This is a genomic window from Microbacterium sp. Y547 (assembly GCF_057669785.1).
On record NZ_JBYHFN010000007.1, the window covers coordinates 66246 to 82494 of the forward strand.

At 67.6% G+C, this 16249-nt stretch carries 17 protein-coding genes; 15 read left to right on the forward strand and 2 right to left on the reverse strand.

Annotation, left to right across the window (positions count from 1 at the left end; all coding sequences use genetic code 11):
* The first annotated feature begins 168 nt into the window (after positions 1 to 168).
* The 5 genes from smc to ffh all read left to right on the forward strand — a co-directional run bounded on the left by smc (position 169) and on the right by ffh (position 7853).
* A complete protein-coding gene (gene smc, locus AC25Y0_RS11900; protein ID WP_488134712.1) occupies positions 169 to 3687 on the forward strand; it encodes a chromosome segregation protein SMC in 3519 nt (1172 codons plus the stop codon).
* A 24-nt stretch (positions 3688 to 3711) separates the two neighbouring features.
* Positions 3712 to 4584 (forward strand): signal recognition particle-docking protein FtsY, encoded by an 873-nt coding sequence (ftsY, locus tag AC25Y0_RS11905; RefSeq protein WP_488123353.1) that lies wholly within the window; start codon positions 3712 to 3714, stop codon positions 4582 to 4584.
* Between the two features lie 73 nt (positions 4585 to 4657).
* Positions 4658 to 5158: a DUF2004 domain-containing protein gene (locus tag AC25Y0_RS11910; protein WP_488123352.1), complete on the forward strand. Its 501-nt coding sequence runs from the start codon at positions 4658 to 4660 to the stop codon at positions 5156 to 5158.
* Positions 5159 to 5238: 80 nt separating this feature from the next.
* Positions 5239 to 6210, forward strand: coding sequence for a TetR family transcriptional regulator (locus AC25Y0_RS11915; RefSeq protein WP_488134713.1), 972 nt, complete (start codon positions 5239 to 5241; stop codon positions 6208 to 6210).
* An 86-nt stretch (positions 6211 to 6296) separates the two neighbouring features.
* On the forward strand, positions 6297 to 7853 hold the full coding sequence (gene ffh, locus AC25Y0_RS11920) for a signal recognition particle protein (RefSeq protein ID WP_488123350.1): 1557 nt from the start codon (positions 6297 to 6299) through the stop codon (positions 7851 to 7853).
* Between the two features lie 26 nt (positions 7854 to 7879).
* Here ffh and AC25Y0_RS11925 read toward each other — a convergent pair whose 3' ends face one another.
* Positions 7880 to 9037: a glutamate--cysteine ligase gene (locus AC25Y0_RS11925; protein WP_488134714.1), complete on the reverse strand. Its 1158-nt coding sequence runs from the start codon at positions 9035 to 9037 to the stop codon at positions 7880 to 7882.
* A 190-nt stretch (positions 9038 to 9227) separates the two neighbouring features.
* On the opposite strand from AC25Y0_RS11925, the gene rpsP reads away from it, so the two are divergent.
* From rpsP to AC25Y0_RS11950, 5 genes are all read left to right on the forward strand, one after another.
* Positions 9228 to 9650, forward strand: a complete 423-nt coding sequence (gene rpsP, locus AC25Y0_RS11930) for a 30S ribosomal protein S16 (RefSeq protein WP_488123348.1) — start codon at positions 9228 to 9230, stop codon at positions 9648 to 9650.
* A 4-nt stretch (positions 9651 to 9654) separates the two neighbouring features.
* Positions 9655 to 9885 (forward strand): RNA-binding protein, encoded by a 231-nt coding sequence (locus tag AC25Y0_RS11935; RefSeq protein ID WP_376127620.1) that lies wholly within the window; start codon positions 9655 to 9657, stop codon positions 9883 to 9885.
* On the forward strand, positions 9885 to 10532 hold the full coding sequence (rimM, locus tag AC25Y0_RS11940; RefSeq protein ID WP_488123347.1) for a ribosome maturation factor RimM: 648 nt from the start codon (positions 9885 to 9887) through the stop codon (positions 10530 to 10532). The genes AC25Y0_RS11935 and rimM overlap by 1 nt, the downstream gene beginning before the upstream one ends.
* Before the next feature lies 1 nt (position 10533).
* Positions 10534 to 11238 (forward strand): tRNA (guanosine(37)-N1)-methyltransferase TrmD, encoded by a 705-nt coding sequence (gene trmD / locus AC25Y0_RS11945; protein WP_488134715.1) that lies wholly within the window; start codon positions 10534 to 10536, stop codon positions 11236 to 11238.
* Between the two features lie 395 nt (positions 11239 to 11633).
* Entirely contained in the window at positions 11634 to 12302 is a 669-nt protein-coding gene (locus AC25Y0_RS11950) for a hypothetical protein (protein ID WP_488123345.1), read from the forward strand.
* A 49-nt stretch (positions 12303 to 12351) separates the two neighbouring features.
* On the opposite strand, the gene map is transcribed toward AC25Y0_RS11950, so the two are convergent.
* Positions 12352 to 13134: a type I methionyl aminopeptidase gene (gene map / locus AC25Y0_RS11955; protein ID WP_488123344.1), complete on the reverse strand. Its 783-nt coding sequence runs from the start codon at positions 13132 to 13134 to the stop codon at positions 12352 to 12354.
* 112 nt (positions 13135 to 13246) lie between these two features.
* Between map and AC25Y0_RS11960 the strand changes: the two genes are divergently transcribed.
* The 5 genes from AC25Y0_RS11960 to AC25Y0_RS11980 all read left to right on the forward strand — a co-directional run bounded on the left by AC25Y0_RS11960 (position 13247) and on the right by AC25Y0_RS11980 (position 16226).
* Positions 13247 to 13741: an MFS transporter permease gene (locus AC25Y0_RS11960; RefSeq protein ID WP_488123343.1), complete on the forward strand. Its 495-nt coding sequence runs from the start codon at positions 13247 to 13249 to the stop codon at positions 13739 to 13741.
* 177 nt (positions 13742 to 13918) lie between these two features.
* On the forward strand, positions 13919 to 14266 hold the full coding sequence (rplS, locus tag AC25Y0_RS11965) for a 50S ribosomal protein L19 (RefSeq protein ID WP_488123342.1): 348 nt from the start codon (positions 13919 to 13921) through the stop codon (positions 14264 to 14266).
* Positions 14267 to 14430: 164 nt separating this feature from the next.
* Positions 14431 to 15198 carry a signal peptidase I gene (gene lepB, locus AC25Y0_RS11970; RefSeq protein ID WP_488123341.1) on the forward strand — a complete coding sequence of 256 codons (768 nt, stop codon included), beginning with the start codon at positions 14431 to 14433 and terminating at the stop codon, positions 15196 to 15198.
* On the forward strand, positions 15195 to 15854 hold the full coding sequence (gene rnhB / locus AC25Y0_RS11975) for a ribonuclease HII (RefSeq protein WP_488134716.1): 660 nt from the start codon (positions 15195 to 15197) through the stop codon (positions 15852 to 15854). Before lepB ends, rnhB begins: the two co-directional genes overlap by 4 nt.
* Positions 15855 to 15902: 48 nt before the next feature.
* Complete coding sequence (locus AC25Y0_RS11980) at positions 15903 to 16226, forward strand: DUF2469 family protein (protein ID WP_488123339.1); 324 nt, start codon at positions 15903 to 15905, stop codon at positions 16224 to 16226.
* The last annotated feature ends 23 nt before the right edge of the window (positions 16227 to 16249 follow it).

The following is a 16249-nucleotide window of genomic DNA, read 5'->3' on the forward strand; positions in this document are numbered from 1 at the left end:
ACCTCCTTTCGACTTCTCACGCGGTCGATCACGCTAGCGCAGGGATACAATGCACGCAAGCATTCTCGGCGTGTCGAGGCGAGATGTCTCTCGGATGCGGCTCGCCGCCCGCGGTATCCGGGGCCTTTCGACTACTTTTGACGCAATGTCCACCCCGGAGCCGCGCGCATGCACCTGAAGAGCGTCACGATCAAGGGCTTCAAGTCCTTCGCGCAGCCGACGACCTTCGCCTTCGAGCCGGGTGTCACGTGCATCGTCGGTCCGAACGGCAGTGGCAAATCCAACGTCGTCGACGCTCTCGCGTGGGTCATGGGCGAGCAGGGCGCCAAGACCCTGCGCGGCGGCAAGATGGAGGACGTCATCTTCGCCGGCACCGCGACTCGCGGACCCCTCGGTCGGGCCGAGGTGCAGCTGACGATCGACAACAGTGATGGTGCCCTGCCGATCGAGTACGCCGAAGTGAGCATCAGTCGCACGCTGTTCCGCAATGGGGCGAGTGAGTACGCCATCAACGGTGACGCGTGTCGGCTGCTCGACGTGCAGGAGTTGCTGAGCGACTCTGGTCTCGGCCGCGAGATGCACGTGATCGTCGGGCAGGGTCGGCTCGACAACGTGCTGCAGGCCACCCCCGAAGACCGCCGAGGCTTCATCGAAGAGGCCGCGGGGATCCTCAAGCATCGGCGTCGCAAAGAGAAGACGCTGCGAAAGCTTGCGGCCATGGAAGCCAATCTGACGCGCCTCAGCGACCTGGCGGGCGAACTGCGCCGGCAGCTGAAGCCGCTCGGGCGACAGGCCGAGATCGCCCGCGAAGCGGCCACGATCGCTGCTGTCGTGCGTGACGCGAAGGCGCGCCTCTTCGCCGACGACCTCGCGACACTGCGGACGCAGCTGGCCGACCATGCGCGCAACGAGCAGGAGCGTCACGCCGAGCGGCTCGTGCTTCAGGACCAGCTCGACAATGTGCGCGCCCGCATCCGCGAGCTCGAGTCCGATCAGCGCTCCGAGGCGGTCGACGTGGCTCGGCGGGTCGCGTTCGACCTCGAAAGAGTGCAGGAGCGTGTCCGAGGTCTGTACACGCTCGCGGGTCAGCGGCTTGCGCTGCTCGGCGACGCCGAGGATGAGCGCATCGAACTCACGACGGTCTCGCAAGAGATGATCGACGACGCTCGTGCCGAGATCGACGACATCGGCGCAGGCCTCGGACAGGCGCAGGATGCCGCGGCCGCCGCCTCGCGCGACGTGATCCGCGCACGGGCCGAGCTCGATGCCCTCGACGTCGACATCGCGGCGCAGAGCGCCCTCGTCTCCGAGCACGACATGCGCTTGACGGCACTGCGCGGCACAGCCGAGGCAGCGGCGTCCGCGCTGACCGCGGTCCGCGCGGCCGTCGAACGCCAGCAGAAGGCGCTCGATGCCGCCCTGATCCGCCGTGCCGAGGCAGAGCAGGAGCTCGCCGGTGTGCAGCCCGATCTGGCGCCCGAAGGCACCGCCGTCGAGCACGCCGCTGCATACGAGCGGGCCCAGCGCGATGCGACGGACGCCGAGGCAGAAGTCGCGGGACTGCGCGATCGCCTGCACGCCACCGAGCGCGAAGTCGAAGCCCTCACGGCGCAGACGACGGCGCTCGGGCGGGCGCTCGAGATCAAGAGTGCGTCGGCGACCGTGCTCGCCGATGCACGCGCCGGGCTGCGCGGGCTCGTCGGCGACGCGATCCAGGTGCAGTCCGGCTTCGAGGCGGCCATCGCCGCAGTGCTCGGGCCGGTCGCCGAGGGAGTCCTGGTCGACGACGCAGACACCGCGTTCCAGCTCGCCGACGAGCTGCGCGGCGCCGATCTGGGCGTCGTCGACATCGTCATCGCCGACGCCTCCGCGCCGGTCGCCGACGTGCCCCGCGCACCCGGGCTCACCCCGGCACGCGATGTCGTGAGCGGGCCCGAGGGACTGCTCGGCATCCTGTCGTTCGTGATGATCGCCGATGACCTCGCTGCCGCCCGCGATGCCGCGATCGACCCGGCCGTGCCGGTGACGATCGTGACCCGTTCGGGGGAGCTCTGCACGCCGCACTCGCTGCGCGCCGGGGCCGGTGCTTCGCGGTCGCGCATCGAGCTCGGAGCCGAGCGGGACGCTGCGGCCGAGCGCCGCGACGAATTGACGGTCGTGGCCCATTCGCTGCGCGAAGCGCTCGGCGACGCGACACACCGCCTCGACGTCGCGCGACAGCATACGCGGACAGCACTCACGACGCTGCGCGAGCACGACGCGGCATTGGCTGCTCACGCCGAACAGGTCAACCGTGCGACCGTGCGGTACGAGTCCGCCGTCGCGGAGTGCGAACGGCTCGCGGCGGGACTCGCCCAGGCGCAGGCGGCTGTCGCCGAGGCCGAGGATTCCGCCCGGATCACCGATGACCGGCTGACGGCGGCGCTCCAGGCCCCCCGGCCGATCCTCGACGCCTCCGCGCGCGACGGCATGCTCGCCGCGCTCGAAGCGGCGCGCGACGGCGAGATGCGCGCACGACTCGACGTCGAAACGCTGCGCGAGCGCATCCGCGCGAGCGAAGCCCGCGTCGCCCAGCTCGTGCGTCAGCGCGAGCGCGAACGCGCGGCCGCCGCCGAGGCAGCGAGGCGGGCGGTCATCCGCCGCGCGCAGCGCGATGTCGCCGAGAGCGTCGTCGCGCAGCTGCCTGCCGTCCTCGATTCGGTCGATCGCTCGATGGCGCAGGCGCGTGTCGAGCTCGCCGCCGCGGAGTCTGCCCGGACCGCCCTCACGGCTGAGCTCGTGCAGCTGCGCGAGCGCGAGTCAGGCTTGCGCGAACGCCTCGCGGGCCTCACCGAGAGTGTGCACAGCCTGGAGCTCCAGATCCACGAGAAGCGCCTGCACGTGACGGGCGTGGTCGAGCGCGTTGCCTCTGAACTTGGCCTGGACGAAGATATTCTTCTTTCCGAATATGGTCCTGATCAGCCCGTGCCGGTCGACGGTGGGGCAGAGGTCCCGGCCGGGGAGGACGCCCAGACGGTTCCGTACGATCGGGCGCAGCAGCGCAAGCGCCTGCAGGACGCCGAGCGGAAGCTCGGACAACTCGGGCGGGTGAATCCGCTCGCCCTCGAGGAGTTCGCGGCCCTCGAACAGCGACACCTGTTCCTCACCGAACAGCTCGCCGATCTCTCGCAGACCCGCAAAGACCTGCTGACGATCATCGACGAGCTGGACGAACGGATGCAGACGATCTTCCTCGCGGCCTTCGAAGACACCCGCGTCGCATTCGGCGAAGTGTTCCCGATCCTCTTCCCCGGCGGCACGGGCAGCATCTCGCTGACCAACCCGGACGACCCGCTGACTACGGGCATCGAGGTGTCGGTGCGACCTGTCGGAAAGAAGATCGAGAGGCTGTCGCTGCTCTCGGGCGGGGAACGCTCGCTCGCGGCGGTCGCGTTGCTGACGGCGATCTTCAAGGCGCGCCCGAGCCCGTTCTACATCCTCGACGAGGTCGAAGCCGCCCTCGATGACGCCAACCTCGGGCGTCTGCTCGGCGTCTTCGAGCAGCTGCGGGAATCGAGTCAGCTCATCGTCATCACCCACCAGAAGCGCACGATGGAGATCGCCGACGCTCTTTACGGGGTCTCCATGCGGCAGGACGGCGTCTCGGCGGTCGTCGGGCAACGGATCCAGGAGCGCGCGGCGTCGTAGGGCTGGGCCTCGTAGAGTTGAGGCATGGCACAGAGCTCCTGGTCGCTCGGTCGAGCGCTGCGCGGCATGTTCGTCAAGCCCACGATCGACGAGAACACGTGGGAAGACCTCGAAACAGCGTTGCTGACGGCTGACTTCGGCCCCGACATCACTGAGACGATCGTCGACGAACTGCGCGAGAAGGTCGAACGTTTCCGCACGACGGATCCCGCCGACCTGCAGCGCATGCTGCGCGAGACGTTGGAAGAGCACTTCTCCAAGTTCGACACGACGCTGCGGCTCACCGAGCGCCCCGCGGTCGTGCTCGTCGTCGGCGTCAACGGTGTGGGAAAGACCACGACGATCGGCAAGTTCGCGAAGTTCCTGCAGCGGTACGGACGCTCCGTCGTCGTCGGCGCGGCGGACACGTTCCGCGCGGCGGCCGTCGACCAGCTCGCCACCTGGGCTGAGCGGGGCGGCGCCGCGATCGTTCGACCCGAGCAGGAGGGGCAGGACCCGGCATCCGTCGCCTTTCAGACGATCGAGTACGCCAAGCGCACCGGCACCGAGATCGTGCTGGTCGACACGGCCGGCCGCCTGCACACCAAGGGCGGGCTCATGGACGAGCTCTCGAAGATCCGACGGGTCATCGAGAAGCAGGCGCCGATCAGCGAAGTGCTTCTCGTGCTGGATGCCACCACGGGCCAGAACGGCGTCATGCAGGCGCAGGCGTTCCTCGAGCACGCCGGGGTCACGGGCCTCGTGCTGACAAAGCTCGACGGGTCGGCCAAGGGCGGATTCGTGCTGGCCGTCCAAGAGAAGACGGGGATCCCCGTCAAGTTGCTCGGTCAGGGCGAGAACATCGGCGACCTCACGGGCTTCACCCCGCACGTCTTCGCCGCGTCGCTCGTGGAGTGACCTGCGGCATCCGACATGCTCGACTCGCCGTGCAGGACTATCGCGTCGCGCATCGTGCTGGTTTCATGGAGAGATGGCGATCGAACACGACTATTTCGGGCTTCTCGAATCAGGGCCTGACGGTTCGATCTTCTGGTCGGAGACCGTCGAACTCGGCGATCAGGCCGTGACGATCGATCTCACCGCCCCCGACCAGGCCGACGTCTCACCGGCGGCGCTCGATGTGGCTGCAGGGCTCATCTCGGGGCTGGAGACGATCGACCTCAGCGCTCGCAACGCGATGGTGGCAGAGCTCGACGACCGCACGAGCGAAGTGATCGAGTACATCCTGCAGCAGCAGCAGGAGCTCGGCGACGATCTCGAAGACATGCTCGTCGACATTTCCGGCGACGTGCAGATCGATGTGATCCGTTCGCTGCAGTTCATGAGCATGACGATCCTCGCCGACGAGCACGGGGGAGCGGACCCGTTCGCGGTGCTCGAGTACGCGCTGGACCCGGACGCGACCGACGACGTGCTCCTGGTCAACCTCGGAACCGACGGCGATGTGCTCTCGGTCACCAGCGCTGACTGACGTCTCCCACCACGGCCGCTCCAGCGGTCTTGATGTGCGGAGATACGACACCACCCCTTCGCGGGCCGTAGCCTGAACGCATGGCAGCGGGTTCTGGCAGACCGAAGGCTTCGTCGCGAGACACTCTCGCCGAGGCGGCGTGCGAGCTCTTCCTCGAGCAGGGGTTCGAGGCGACGTCGATCGTCGAGATCGCGACGCGCGCCGGTGTCAGCCGGTCGAGCTTCTTCAACTACTTCTCCTCGAAGTCCGACGTCCTGTGGGCGGGGCTCGACGAATGGATCGGCGAGCTCGAGAGGACGCTCGAGACGTGCTCGCGCGATGAGCTCGCGGCTGCCGTGCTTTCGCTCGCCGACGGATTCACGCCCGACGCGTTCGCGCTGGCGGTCACGAACGCGTCGGCGATGGGGCTCGACGACGAGCTCCCGCGCGAAGCCGCGCTGCGCAGCGCGCGGATCGCGCGAGCCGTCGCGACGCACCTGCACTCTCACGGCGCCGACAGGGTGACCGCCGAGGTCGCCGGTGCCGCGTGGGGAGGGGCCGTGCTCGCGGCCCTCGAGACCTGGGCGCTCGATGGCGCGGGACGCACGTCGCTCGCACGATTCCTCGCGCTCGCGAGCGAAGTCGCGGCGCGCACGATGCCGCCGGCTCCGGGGGGTTCCGTGCAGCAGCTTCGGCTCGTCGTGCACGCGACCGACTTCGACGAGGCGCTGGCGTTCTACCGCGACGTCGCGGGGATGCCGCAGCTCGAGGCCTATGAGGCCGACGGCGGCGCACGGGTCGCGATCCTCGGGGCCGGGCGCGCCACGCTCGAACTCGCGAACTCGGCGCAGGTCGCCTTCATCGACCGCGTCGAAGCCGACGACGGCACGAGCGATCGTCTGCGCGTCGCCCTCGAAGTCGAGGACGCCGCCGCGATGACCGACCGGCTGGCCGCAGCGGGCGCGGCGGTGGAGGCCCCCGCCCGCGACACGCCGTGGCGTTCCCGAAACGCACGCGTCCGTGGCCCGGCCGATCTGCAGCTCACGCTCTTCCAAGAGCTCGGGCCGGCCTGAGGGCGCAAATCACGGCACGCCGAAGACGCGCGCGCTGAGATCGCCTGGCACTCGCTCGGGCGCTGAACCCGTAGAATCGGGGCATCATGGCGACTTTCGGCACACTCTCCGACCGGCTGACCGAGACCTTCCGGAATCTCCGGAAGAAGGGACAGCTCACACCGGCTGACGTCGACGGCACCGTCCGCGAGATCCGGCGCGCGCTCCTCGACGCCGACGTGGCACTCGTCGTCGTCAAGGAGTTCACGGGCAAGGTGCGCGAGCGCGCCCTCGGCGACGAAGTCAATCGGGCGCTCAACCCCGCACAGCAGGTCGTGCAGATCGTCAACGAAGAGCTCGTGGCGATCCTCGGCGGTGAGCAGCGTCGACTGCAGTTCGCCAAGAACCCGCCGACGGTCATCATGCTCGCCGGTCTGCAGGGCTCGGGTAAGACGACGTTCGCGGGCAAGCTCGCGCACCGTCTCGAGAAGGACGGCCACACCCCGCTTCTCGTCGCCGCCGACCTGCAGCGCCCCAACGCCGTCAACCAGCTTCAGGTCGTCGCTGAGCGCGCAGGCGCCGCGATCTACGCGCCCGAGCCGGGCAACGGCGTCGGCGACCCCGTGAAGGTCGCCAAGGACGGTGTCGAGGTCGCACGTCGCCAGCAGCACGACGTCGTCATCATCGACACGGCCGGTCGCCTCGGTGTGGACGCCGAGCTCATGAAGCAGGCCGCCAACATCCGCAAGGCGACCGACCCCGACGAAGTCCTGTTCGTCATCGACGCCATGATCGGCCAGGACGCCGTCAACACCGCCAAGGCCTTCCAGGACGGCGTCGATTTCACCGGTGTCGTGCTGTCCAAGCTCGACGGCGACGCACGCGGTGGTGCCGCGCTGTCGGTCGCATCGGTCACCGGCCGCCCCATCATCTACGCCTCGACGGGCGAAGGACTCGACGACCTCGAAGCCTTCCACCCTGATCGCATGGCGAGCCGCATCCTCGACCTCGGCGACATCCTTACCCTCATCGAGCAGGCCCAGCATGCCTTCGATGAGGAGGAGGCCATGAAGGTGGCCGAGAAGCTCGCGACAGAGAGCTTCACGCTCGAGGACTTCCTCGAGCAGATGCAGCAGATCAAGAAGATGGGCTCGATGAAGAAGATGCTCGGGATGCTCCCGGGTATGGGCCAGATGAAGCAGCAGATCGAGGACTTCGACGAGCGGGAGATCGACCGCACCGAGGCCATCATCCGCTCCATGACGCCCGGTGAGCGTCGCAACCCGAAGGTGCTCAACGGATCACGTCGTCTGCGTATCGCTCGGGGTTCCGGTGTCACGGTGACCGAGGTCAACCAGCTCGTTCAGCGGTTCGACCAGGCCGCCAAGATGATGAAGACCGTCGCGCGCGGCGGCGTGCCGAACATCCCCGGAATGGGCCCCGTTCCCGGTGGTGCCCGCCCGGGCGCCTCGGCGAAGCGCGGCAAGAAGCAGAAGTCGAAGGGCTCGCGTTCGGGCAACCCGGCCAAGCGCGCTGCCGAGAACGCCGGCATCCAGGCGGAGACGTCTGCGCCGACCGGCTCGGGTTTCGGCCTGGGCGGCGCCAAGGGCGCTCCGAGTGTCGAGGATCTGGCCGAGCTGCAGAAGATGCTCGGACGCGGCTGACGACCAGCATTCTGGCGCTGGCCACCTCAGCGTCGCGACAGGTGCTCCCGCAGTGTGGGGCCGGTCCGGAACTCGCGGATGAGGTGCTGTACGACGGCGCGCAGGTCGCCGTCTGAGGCGTCGGCGACGAGTCTTTGACGTGTCGCGCTGCATCCTTCGGTGAGGATCGACTCGATGCCGGCGAATTCGCGCGCGCACTTCAGCTCGACCGCGACGTCGTCGAGGCGTTCGAGCGTCTCGCGGATGTGGTCCGTGACAGGGCGCTGCGTGCCCTCGCGATCGATGATCACCTCGGCGTCCAGGCCGTAGCGCGCGGCGCGCCACTTGTTCTCGCGCGTGAACCACGGCGGCAGCGTCGTGAGCTCACGGCCCTCGTCGAGCTCGCGCGAGAAATGCTCGACGAGCGTCTGCACGAGTGCTGCGAGGGCGGCCAGCTCGGGCAGGGTCGACATCCCGTCGCACGCGCGCACCTCGATGGTTCCCCACCGCGGTGCCGGGCGGATGTCCCAGCGCACTTCGGTCGGGTCAGCGATGACGTCGGTGGCGATCATGCCGCGCAGATACTCCTCGAACTCGGCCCAATCCTGGAGCGGCCACGGCAGTCCGGCGGTCGGCAGCTGCTGGAAGACGAGGCTGCGGTTGGAGGCGTATCCCGTGCGTTCGCCCGCCCAGTACGGACTCGACGCGGACAGTGCCTGGAGGTGCGGCAGATAGGCCGACAGGGCATTGATGATGGGGAACACCTTGGTGACGTCTTCGACTCCCACGTGGATGTGGATGCCCCAGATCATCATGTTGCGTCCCCACCACTGCGTGCGCTCGATGAGCGACTGGTACCGGGTCTTCGCGGTCACCTCCTGGTCGTACCACTGCGCGAACGGGTGGCTCCCCGCGCACAGCAGCTCGATGTCCAGCGGATCGGTGACCGCGCGGATCGCGGCGATCGCATCGGCGATGTCGTCGACGGCGGCGGCGACGGTGTTGCCGATGCCGCTCGTGACCTCGACGGTGTTCGTCAGCAGCTCGCCCGTCACGGTGTGACGCTCGTGCTCCGTCGAGTCGCCGAGAGCTTCGAGAACGGCGGGGGCGCGCGGCACGAGATCGCCCGTCTCCCGGTCGGCGAGCATGATTTCCCATTCGAGCCCGACCGAAGAGCGGGCGGATGTCGCGAAAGCCACCGTCATCCGCTCAGTTTCGCACGCGCCGACACGCGACTCCGAGGTTTCGCGGCATCCCGTATCATCTGGCAGAATAGAGGGCTGGACGCCCCACTCGACCCTCTATCCGGTGTGGCGATCCCCTTCCGAGCTCCCGCCGGGTGTGCACCCCACGCTCCAGGCGACGTTCATCCGCTTCCACACATTCAGGAGAATCGTGGCTGTCAAGATCCGTCTCAAGCGTTTCGGCAAGATTCGTGCCCCGTACTACCGCATCGTCGTCGCAGACTCGCGCACCAAGCGCGATGGCCGCGTCATCGAAGAAATCGGCAAGTACCACCCGACCGAGGAGCCCTCGGTCATCGAGGTCGACTCGGAGCGCGCCCAGCACTGGCTGAGTGTCGGCGCCCAGCCGACCGAGCAGGTGCGTGCCCTCCTCAAGCTCACGGGCGACTGGGGCAAGTTCAAGGGTGACCCCAACGCCGTCTCGACCGTGCGCGTGGCCCCCGAGAAGGTGCCGTTCGAGGTCGACGCATCCAAGAAGTCCGTCGTCAAGCCCAAGGCTGAGAAGAAGGCCGACGAGCCCGCCGCTGAGGCTGAGGCTGCCGCGCCCGCCGCCGACGCGACCGACGCAGAGTAAGACATTGCTCGCCGCCGCGCTCGAACACGTTGTCAAGGGCATCGTCGATCATCCCGACGATGTCCGCATCCAGTCGTCCACGTCGCCCCGTGGTGACGTCCTCGAGGTGCGCGTGCACCCGGACGACCGGGGCCGCGTGATCGGGCGCGGCGGCCGCACAGCCAAGGCGCTGCGCACGCTCATCTCCTCGCTCGCGGACGGACGCCGCGTGCGAGTCGACGTCGCGGACGATTGATGACTGACGAACCCACGCCGAATCCGGCGCACGACACACCCTCGCCCAGTCCCGCTTCACCCCTCGGACGCACGCAGCTCCGGGTCGGACGCCTCGTGAAGGCTCACGGGCTGAAGGGCGCGCTCAAGGTCGAGCTCTACACCGACGACCCCGACGGCCGGTTCTCACCGGGGTCGACCTTCACTCTGCAGGTGCCGGATTCGTCCCCCTGGCACGGCAAGCAGCTCACGGTGCGCGAGTTCCGGTGGATGAACTCCCACGCCGTCGCGTTCTTCGAGGGCGTCGAGGACCGTTCGGGAGCCGAAGAGCTCATCCGCGCGATCCTCTGGGTGGATCAGGACGCCGACGCGGTCTCGGCCGAAGACGACGCCTGGTACCACCATCAGCTCATCGGTCTCGACGTCGTGCGTGACGGCGCCGTCGTCGGCCGCGTCGTGCGCGTGGACCACATGCCCGCGCAGGATCTTCTCGTGATCAACCTCCGGGATGGTCACGAAGTGCTCGTGCCGTTCGTCTCGGCGATCGTGCCCGACGTGGACATCGAGGCCGGCCGCATCACGGTCACCCCGCCCGCGGGACTCTTCGAAGAGCTCACGACGGAGGAGCCCGCGACCCCCGCCGCCGAGGACGAGTCCGCGGAGGACTGACGTGCGCATCGACGTCGTCTCGATCTTCCCGTCGTTCTTCGACGTGCTGGAGGTCTCGCTTCTCGGCCGAGCCCGTGGCAACGGACTGCTCGACATCCGCGTGCACGATCTGCGCGATCACACGCACGATCGTCATCGCACGGTCGATGACACGCCATACGGCGGCGGTGCCGGCATGGTCATGAAGCCCGAGCCGTGGGGCGAAGCGCTCGATTCGATCGTCTCGGATGCCGCATCCCCACCCGTGTTCGTCTTCCCCTCGCCCGCGGGGGAGCGATTCACCCAGGCCACCGCCCGCGAGCTGTCCACCGCGCCGCACCTCGTGTTCGGCTGCGGACGCTACGAGGGCATCGACGAGCGTGTGTTCTCGTACGCCGCGACGCTCGGCGACGTGCGGCTCGTGAGCCTCGGGGACTATGTCCTCAACGGGGGAGAGGTCGCCGCGATGGCGATGATCGAGGCGATCGGCCGGCTCATCCCCGGCGTCGTCGGAAACCCCGAGAGTCTCGTCGAGGAATCCCATGAGGACGGCCTGCTCGAGTACCCGTCGTACACGAAGCCCGCGTCCTGGCGCGGGTACGACGTGCCCGAGGTGCTTCTGAGCGGTCACCACGGCAAAGTCGCCGCGTGGCGCCGGGAGCAGCAGATCGAGCGCACGCGTGAACGCCGGCCCGACCTTCTGCCGGACGAGTCGCTCTCCCCGTGAGAACGGTCTGGCCGACAGTGACGGTGACAGTCCGTGTCCTAGGACTCAACCCATCGGGGAGCTGCCGTCAGGTCATATACCTAGCCGAGCCGTAGGTTCGAGACTCCTCGCAGAGGTCGTCGATCCTCCTCCTCCTCTTCCTCCTGATTCTGGTCCGTGTCGTGGTCGGGATTGTTGGGCCTGGCACGCATCGTTGCCTCCTTGTAGAACGCCGTGGATCTCAGCGCGGATCTCCTGAATCGATGGCGATAGGCCCACGAGCCAACGCGCCATCGCCGCCCGTTCGAATGCCCGTGCCCGTCTCTTTTCCCTGGTCATCCGAGGATACGCTCGGGACGATTCGCACACTAGCGGTGTCGTAGACAGCTCAGGCTGTGGCGGGCTAGCTTTCTCACATGCAGCAGTGGGTGCTGGCGCAGGAGACACCCCTCGGCGAGCGGTTGCTCGTGGCGGCTATCGGCCCGCTCATCACAGTTCTCATCGGCGGCCTCCTCGTCTGGGCGATCACGTCGATGGTCACGCGTCGCCGCGAAGCCGCGGACAAGGCACAGCAACACGCCCGAGAGGATGCGCTGCGCCGCCACGAAGAGCTCCGTGCCGATATGGTCCGGGACCAGGAAAGAGCGCGCGCGGACGACGAGTTGCGGCAGGAGCTGATCTCTGCGATGACCGACGCCGCGGGCACGTTGTACCTCAGTGCGCAGAATTACTGGCGCGCCAAGAGGTATGACCACGACACAGCGGCTGCTCGATCAGCACTGGACGCGCAGTACCTCAAGAGTCGGGCGACGGGGGAGATACTGGAGAATCGCCTCGAAGGCTACTTCGCCGACGATCAGCCGCGGCAATTATGGCACCGAGTCATGGACTTGCTCACCGTCAGGTTCTTCCAGCTGCATGACCGGGACACCGAAGCGCTCTACAGGGCTAATCAAGGTGACGCGCATTCCGGGCTCAGCGCGGAGGATCTCCGACACACCAAGCTGCTCCTCACCAGCTACCACCGAGCGCTCAAGGACTCGGTTCGCGCCGTGCTTGAGACCCCTCTCCGGGACCGCTCGTAAGCAGGCGACGGTTGAGACGCCCTCGACGCAGCACCTCCGGGAAGAACGACTAGTCGACGCCGAGGAACGAGCGGTCGGTCAGGATGACGGGACCGTCCTCGGTGATGGCGATCGTGTGCTCAGAGTGGGCGCCGCGCGAGCCGTCGGCGGACCGCAGCGTCCAGCCATCCGGGTCGGTGACGAGCTCATCGGTCGTCTGCAGGAACCACGGTTCGAGAGCCAGCACCAGGCCCGCGCGCAGCGGATAGCCCCGCGAGGGCTTGCCGTCGTTCGGCACGTGCGGATCGCCGTGCATCTCGCGGCCGACGCCGTGGCCGCCGAAATCGGTGTTGATCGAGTAGCCGTCGGCGTGCGCGATCTCGGCGATCGCGTGCGAGATATCGCCCACCCGGTGTCCTACGGTGGCGGTGGCGATGGCCGCGCTCAAGGCTCGTTCGGTCGTGTCGATGAGGGCGAGGTCTTCGTCGCGGGGTGTGCCCACGACGAACGACACGGCGCTGTCTGCCACCCAGCCGTCGATCGACACGGCGAAGTCCAGGGACACGAGGTCGCCGTCGCGCAGCGCATAGTCGTGGGGGAGTCCGTGCAGCACAGCGTCGTTGACCGATGTGCAGATCACCTTGCCGAACGGGCTGGCCCCGAAGGAGGGGTGATAGTCGATGTAGCACGAGGTGGCACCGGCTCGGCGGATGAGCTCGTGGGCGCGACGATCGATCGCGAGGAGGTTCGTGCCCACCTTGGTCTCGTCGCGCAGCGTTGCGAGGGTCTCGGCGACAAATCGTCCTGCCGGGCGCATCGCTTCGATCTCGGCGGGGGTGCGCAGTTCGATCATGGGAGTCCTCTCATCGACTTCGTCCATTCTGGCGGACCCGACGCGGGGAATCTGCTGTGTCCTTCTCTGCGCGCCCTGCTGCCCTCCGCCGGGGCGGCGTAGCATCAGAGCCATGTGGTTGCGACGTGCATTCTTCGGCTGGCTCATCCCGGCCGCATTCGTGCTGCCGTTGTGGCTGCTCATCGGCTGGAGCGTCTTCAACGCGGGCGCCTGGGGGTTCCTCTGGGTGCTCTTCCTCGCGATCCCGGGCGTGTTCATCTGGCAGCTCGTGCTCACCCTGCTCATTCGCGCGCGTGGCACTGTCCGTGCGCATCGCGCCGTGTCCTGGGCCGACGTCGCCGGCCTGACGGTATGGCACCTGCTCGTCATCGCGCTCGGCTTCTTCGACCCCACCTGGTGGGCCCCGACGGTCGTCACCGCCATCATCGCGGGCCTTGCACTCTTCTGGCTCGAACTGGCTCAGCTGTGGAATCAGGCAAAGCCCTCGACCTTCCTGCTGCGCACGAGCAGCGGGGTCGGTTACATCGCGCCGGCGGCGCCCCGTTCCGAGCCCGTGGCAGAGGACGTCATCGTCATCACCGAGAAGCCCGGGTCACCTCTGGGCTGATCCGCGGCCCCATTTTGGTGGCATCCGTCATCCGTGGCAGAATGGCTGTTTGTGTCCTGACCCGACTCTGCCTCAGGGGAGTCTGCCCTTCGGATCCATGCCGATGGCTTCGGACACACGACATCCTTTCCATTCCTTCCCGCGATCGACCTGTGGCGGTCGCAGAGAGAAACGATCATGCAGATCCTCGATTCGGTCGACGCAGCATCGCTGCGTTCCGACATTCCCGCTTTCGGCCCCGGTGACACCGTCAAGGTGCACGTCAACATCACGGAGGGCACCCGCTCGCGTATCCAGGTCTTCCAGGGGGTCGTCATCGGCCGCCAGGGTGACGGCGTCCGCGAGACCTTCACGGTCCGCAAGATCAGCTTCCAGGTCGGCGTGGAGCGCACCTTCCCGGTGCACAGCCCCGTGATCGACCACATTGAGATCGTGAGCCGCGGCGACGTGCGTCGCGCGAAGCTCTACTACCTGCGCAACCTCCGTGGCAAGAAGGCCAAGATCAAGGAGAAGCGCGAGAACTGACCTCGTGTTGCGATGCCCCGGACCACGTGTCCGGGGCATCGTCGTATCATGCCCGGGACAGCTCGGCAGAATCGGCTGTGCCCGGGCGTCCTGTCGCCTCCGAATGTGCGAACCTTGGAGGACGGTTCCGCCGCCGCCCGGCGTTCTCCCCGCGAAGGATCTCCATGACCACCGAGCAGACGGCGTCGGCTGAACCAGCTCGGTCTTCGGACACCTCTGATGACAGCAGCGGTCGTCGCAGCTGGCTCATCTTCCTGCGCGACGTCATCGTGATCGTGCTGGTCGCGGTGCTCGTGTCCTTCCTCGTCAAGACCTTCGTCGTGCGGTCCTTCTACATCCCGTCCGGCTCGATGGAGGACACCCTCGTCGTCAACGACCGGATCTTCGTCGACGAGCTCACACCGCGGTTCACGGGCTACGAGCGGGGCGACATCGTCGTGTTCCGCGATCCCGGAGGCTGGCTGCCACCCAGCACGCGACCCGAGCGCGCGCCGTTCATCGAGGCGATCGACGGGGTCCTCGGCTTCGTGGGACTCACCGCGCCCGACAGCGACGACCATCTCGTGAAGCGCATCATCGGACTGCCGGGCGATCACGTCGTCTGCTGCAATGCGCTCGGCCAGCTCACCGTCAATGGGGTGCCGATCGACGAGACGCCGTACACGAAGCTGCCCGGAGGCAGCCCTGCGTCGGCCGACACGTTCGATGTCGTCGTGCCCGAAGGCAGCCTGTGGGTCTTGGGCGACAACCGCAACCGGTCGAAGGACTCGCGCTACAACACGAACCAGCCGGGGAAGGGATTCGTCCCCGTCGACAACGTCGTGGGCCGCGCATTCGTCATCACGTGGCCGTTCGACCGCTTCTCACTTCTCGACTTCCACCATGAGGTGTTCTCGGGCGTACCCGACCCGGAGGGGGCCGACGCGCCATGACGGTGACGGCGCCGCGTCTCACGCTCGAGCGACGGCTGCTCAAGGAGCACGCAATCGTCATCGCGTGCGACGAGGTGGGCCGCGGCGCGCTGGCGGGTCCTGTCGCGGTCGGCGCGGCGGTCATCGACGCGCGGCGCTCGCGCCAAAGGGTGCCTGAGGGTCTGCGCGACTCCAAGCTCGTACCCGAGCTGCGCCGCCCTGCGGTGGCAGCTCGCGCGGCGCAGTGGGTGTCCGCCAGCGCGGTCGGGTGGGCCAGTTCCGCCGAGATCGACGAGGTCGGCATCATGCGGGCGTTGGGTCTCGCGACGATCCGCGCCCTCGCTGACCTGCGCGCCCACGGGATCGTGCCCGAAGATGCGATCGTCCTGCTGGACGGCAACCACGACTACATCACGCCGGCGGGGGCTGTGGGCCTGCAGGTGCGACCTGTCGTCAAGGCGGACCGCGACTGCGCCAGCGCGGCGGCGGCATCCGTCATCGCGAAGGTCGCTCGTGACACCCTGATGACCCGACTGCACGACGATCTGCCGCAGTATGACTGGGGGCGTAACAAGGGTTACGCGAGCCCGACGCATCGCGAAGCCATCCGCGCGCATGGCATCAGCGCGCATCACCGCGCCTCGTGGGCGATCACCGACGCGCCGACGCTGTTCTGACGGACGGATGCCGTCCCCTCAGCGCGGCCCGTCTAAGCTGGAGGCACCATGGATGACGACGTTTTCGAGGACTACGATCGCGAGCTCGAGCTCGCGCTCTACAAGGAGTATCGCGACGTCGTATCGCAGTTCCAGTATGTGATCGAAACCGAGCGCCGGTTCTATCTGGCCAACGACGTCAATGTCGTGCGCCGCGACACCGAGCACGACTTCTATTTCGAGATCTCGATGAGCGATGTGTGGGTGTGGGATATCTACCGAGCCGATCGGTTCGTGAAGAGCGTGCGGGTGCTGACGTTCAAAGACGTCAACATCGAAGAGCTCACACGGCGGGACTTCCAGCTTCCCGACGAGCTGTCCCTCGACAGCTGACCGAAAAGGCTCCTCCCGAAGAG

Coding starts and splice junctions, on each gene's coding strand:
- smc (WP_488134712.1), top strand. CDS start 169: ATGCACCTGAAGAGCGTCACGATCAAGGGCTTCAAGTCCTTCGCGCAG.
- ftsY (WP_488123353.1), top strand. CDS start 3,712: ATGGCACAGAGCTCCTGGTCGCTCGGTCGAGCGCTGCGCGGCATGTTC.
- AC25Y0_RS11910 (WP_488123352.1), top strand. CDS start 4,658: ATGGCGATCGAACACGACTATTTCGGGCTTCTCGAATCAGGGCCTGAC.
- AC25Y0_RS11915 (WP_488134713.1), top strand. CDS start 5,239: ATGGCAGCGGGTTCTGGCAGACCGAAGGCTTCGTCGCGAGACACTCTC.
- ffh (WP_488123350.1), top strand. CDS start 6,297: ATGGCGACTTTCGGCACACTCTCCGACCGGCTGACCGAGACCTTCCGG.
- AC25Y0_RS11925 (WP_488134714.1), bottom strand. CDS start 9,037: ATGACGGTGGCTTTCGCGACATCCGCCCGCTCTTCGGTCGGGCTCGAA.
- rimM (WP_488123347.1), top strand. CDS start 9,885: ATGACTGACGAACCCACGCCGAATCCGGCGCACGACACACCCTCGCCC.
- AC25Y0_RS11950 (WP_488123345.1), top strand. CDS start 11,634: ATGCAGCAGTGGGTGCTGGCGCAGGAGACACCCCTCGGCGAGCGGTTG.
- map (WP_488123344.1), bottom strand. CDS start 13,134: ATGATCGAACTGCGCACCCCCGCCGAGATCGAAGCGATGCGCCCGGCA.
- AC25Y0_RS11960 (WP_488123343.1), top strand. CDS start 13,247: ATGTGGTTGCGACGTGCATTCTTCGGCTGGCTCATCCCGGCCGCATTC.
- rplS (WP_488123342.1), top strand. CDS start 13,919: ATGCAGATCCTCGATTCGGTCGACGCAGCATCGCTGCGTTCCGACATT.
- lepB (WP_488123341.1), top strand. CDS start 14,431: ATGACCACCGAGCAGACGGCGTCGGCTGAACCAGCTCGGTCTTCGGAC.
- rnhB (WP_488134716.1), top strand. CDS start 15,195: ATGACGGTGACGGCGCCGCGTCTCACGCTCGAGCGACGGCTGCTCAAG.
- AC25Y0_RS11980 (WP_488123339.1), top strand. CDS start 15,903: ATGGATGACGACGTTTTCGAGGACTACGATCGCGAGCTCGAGCTCGCG.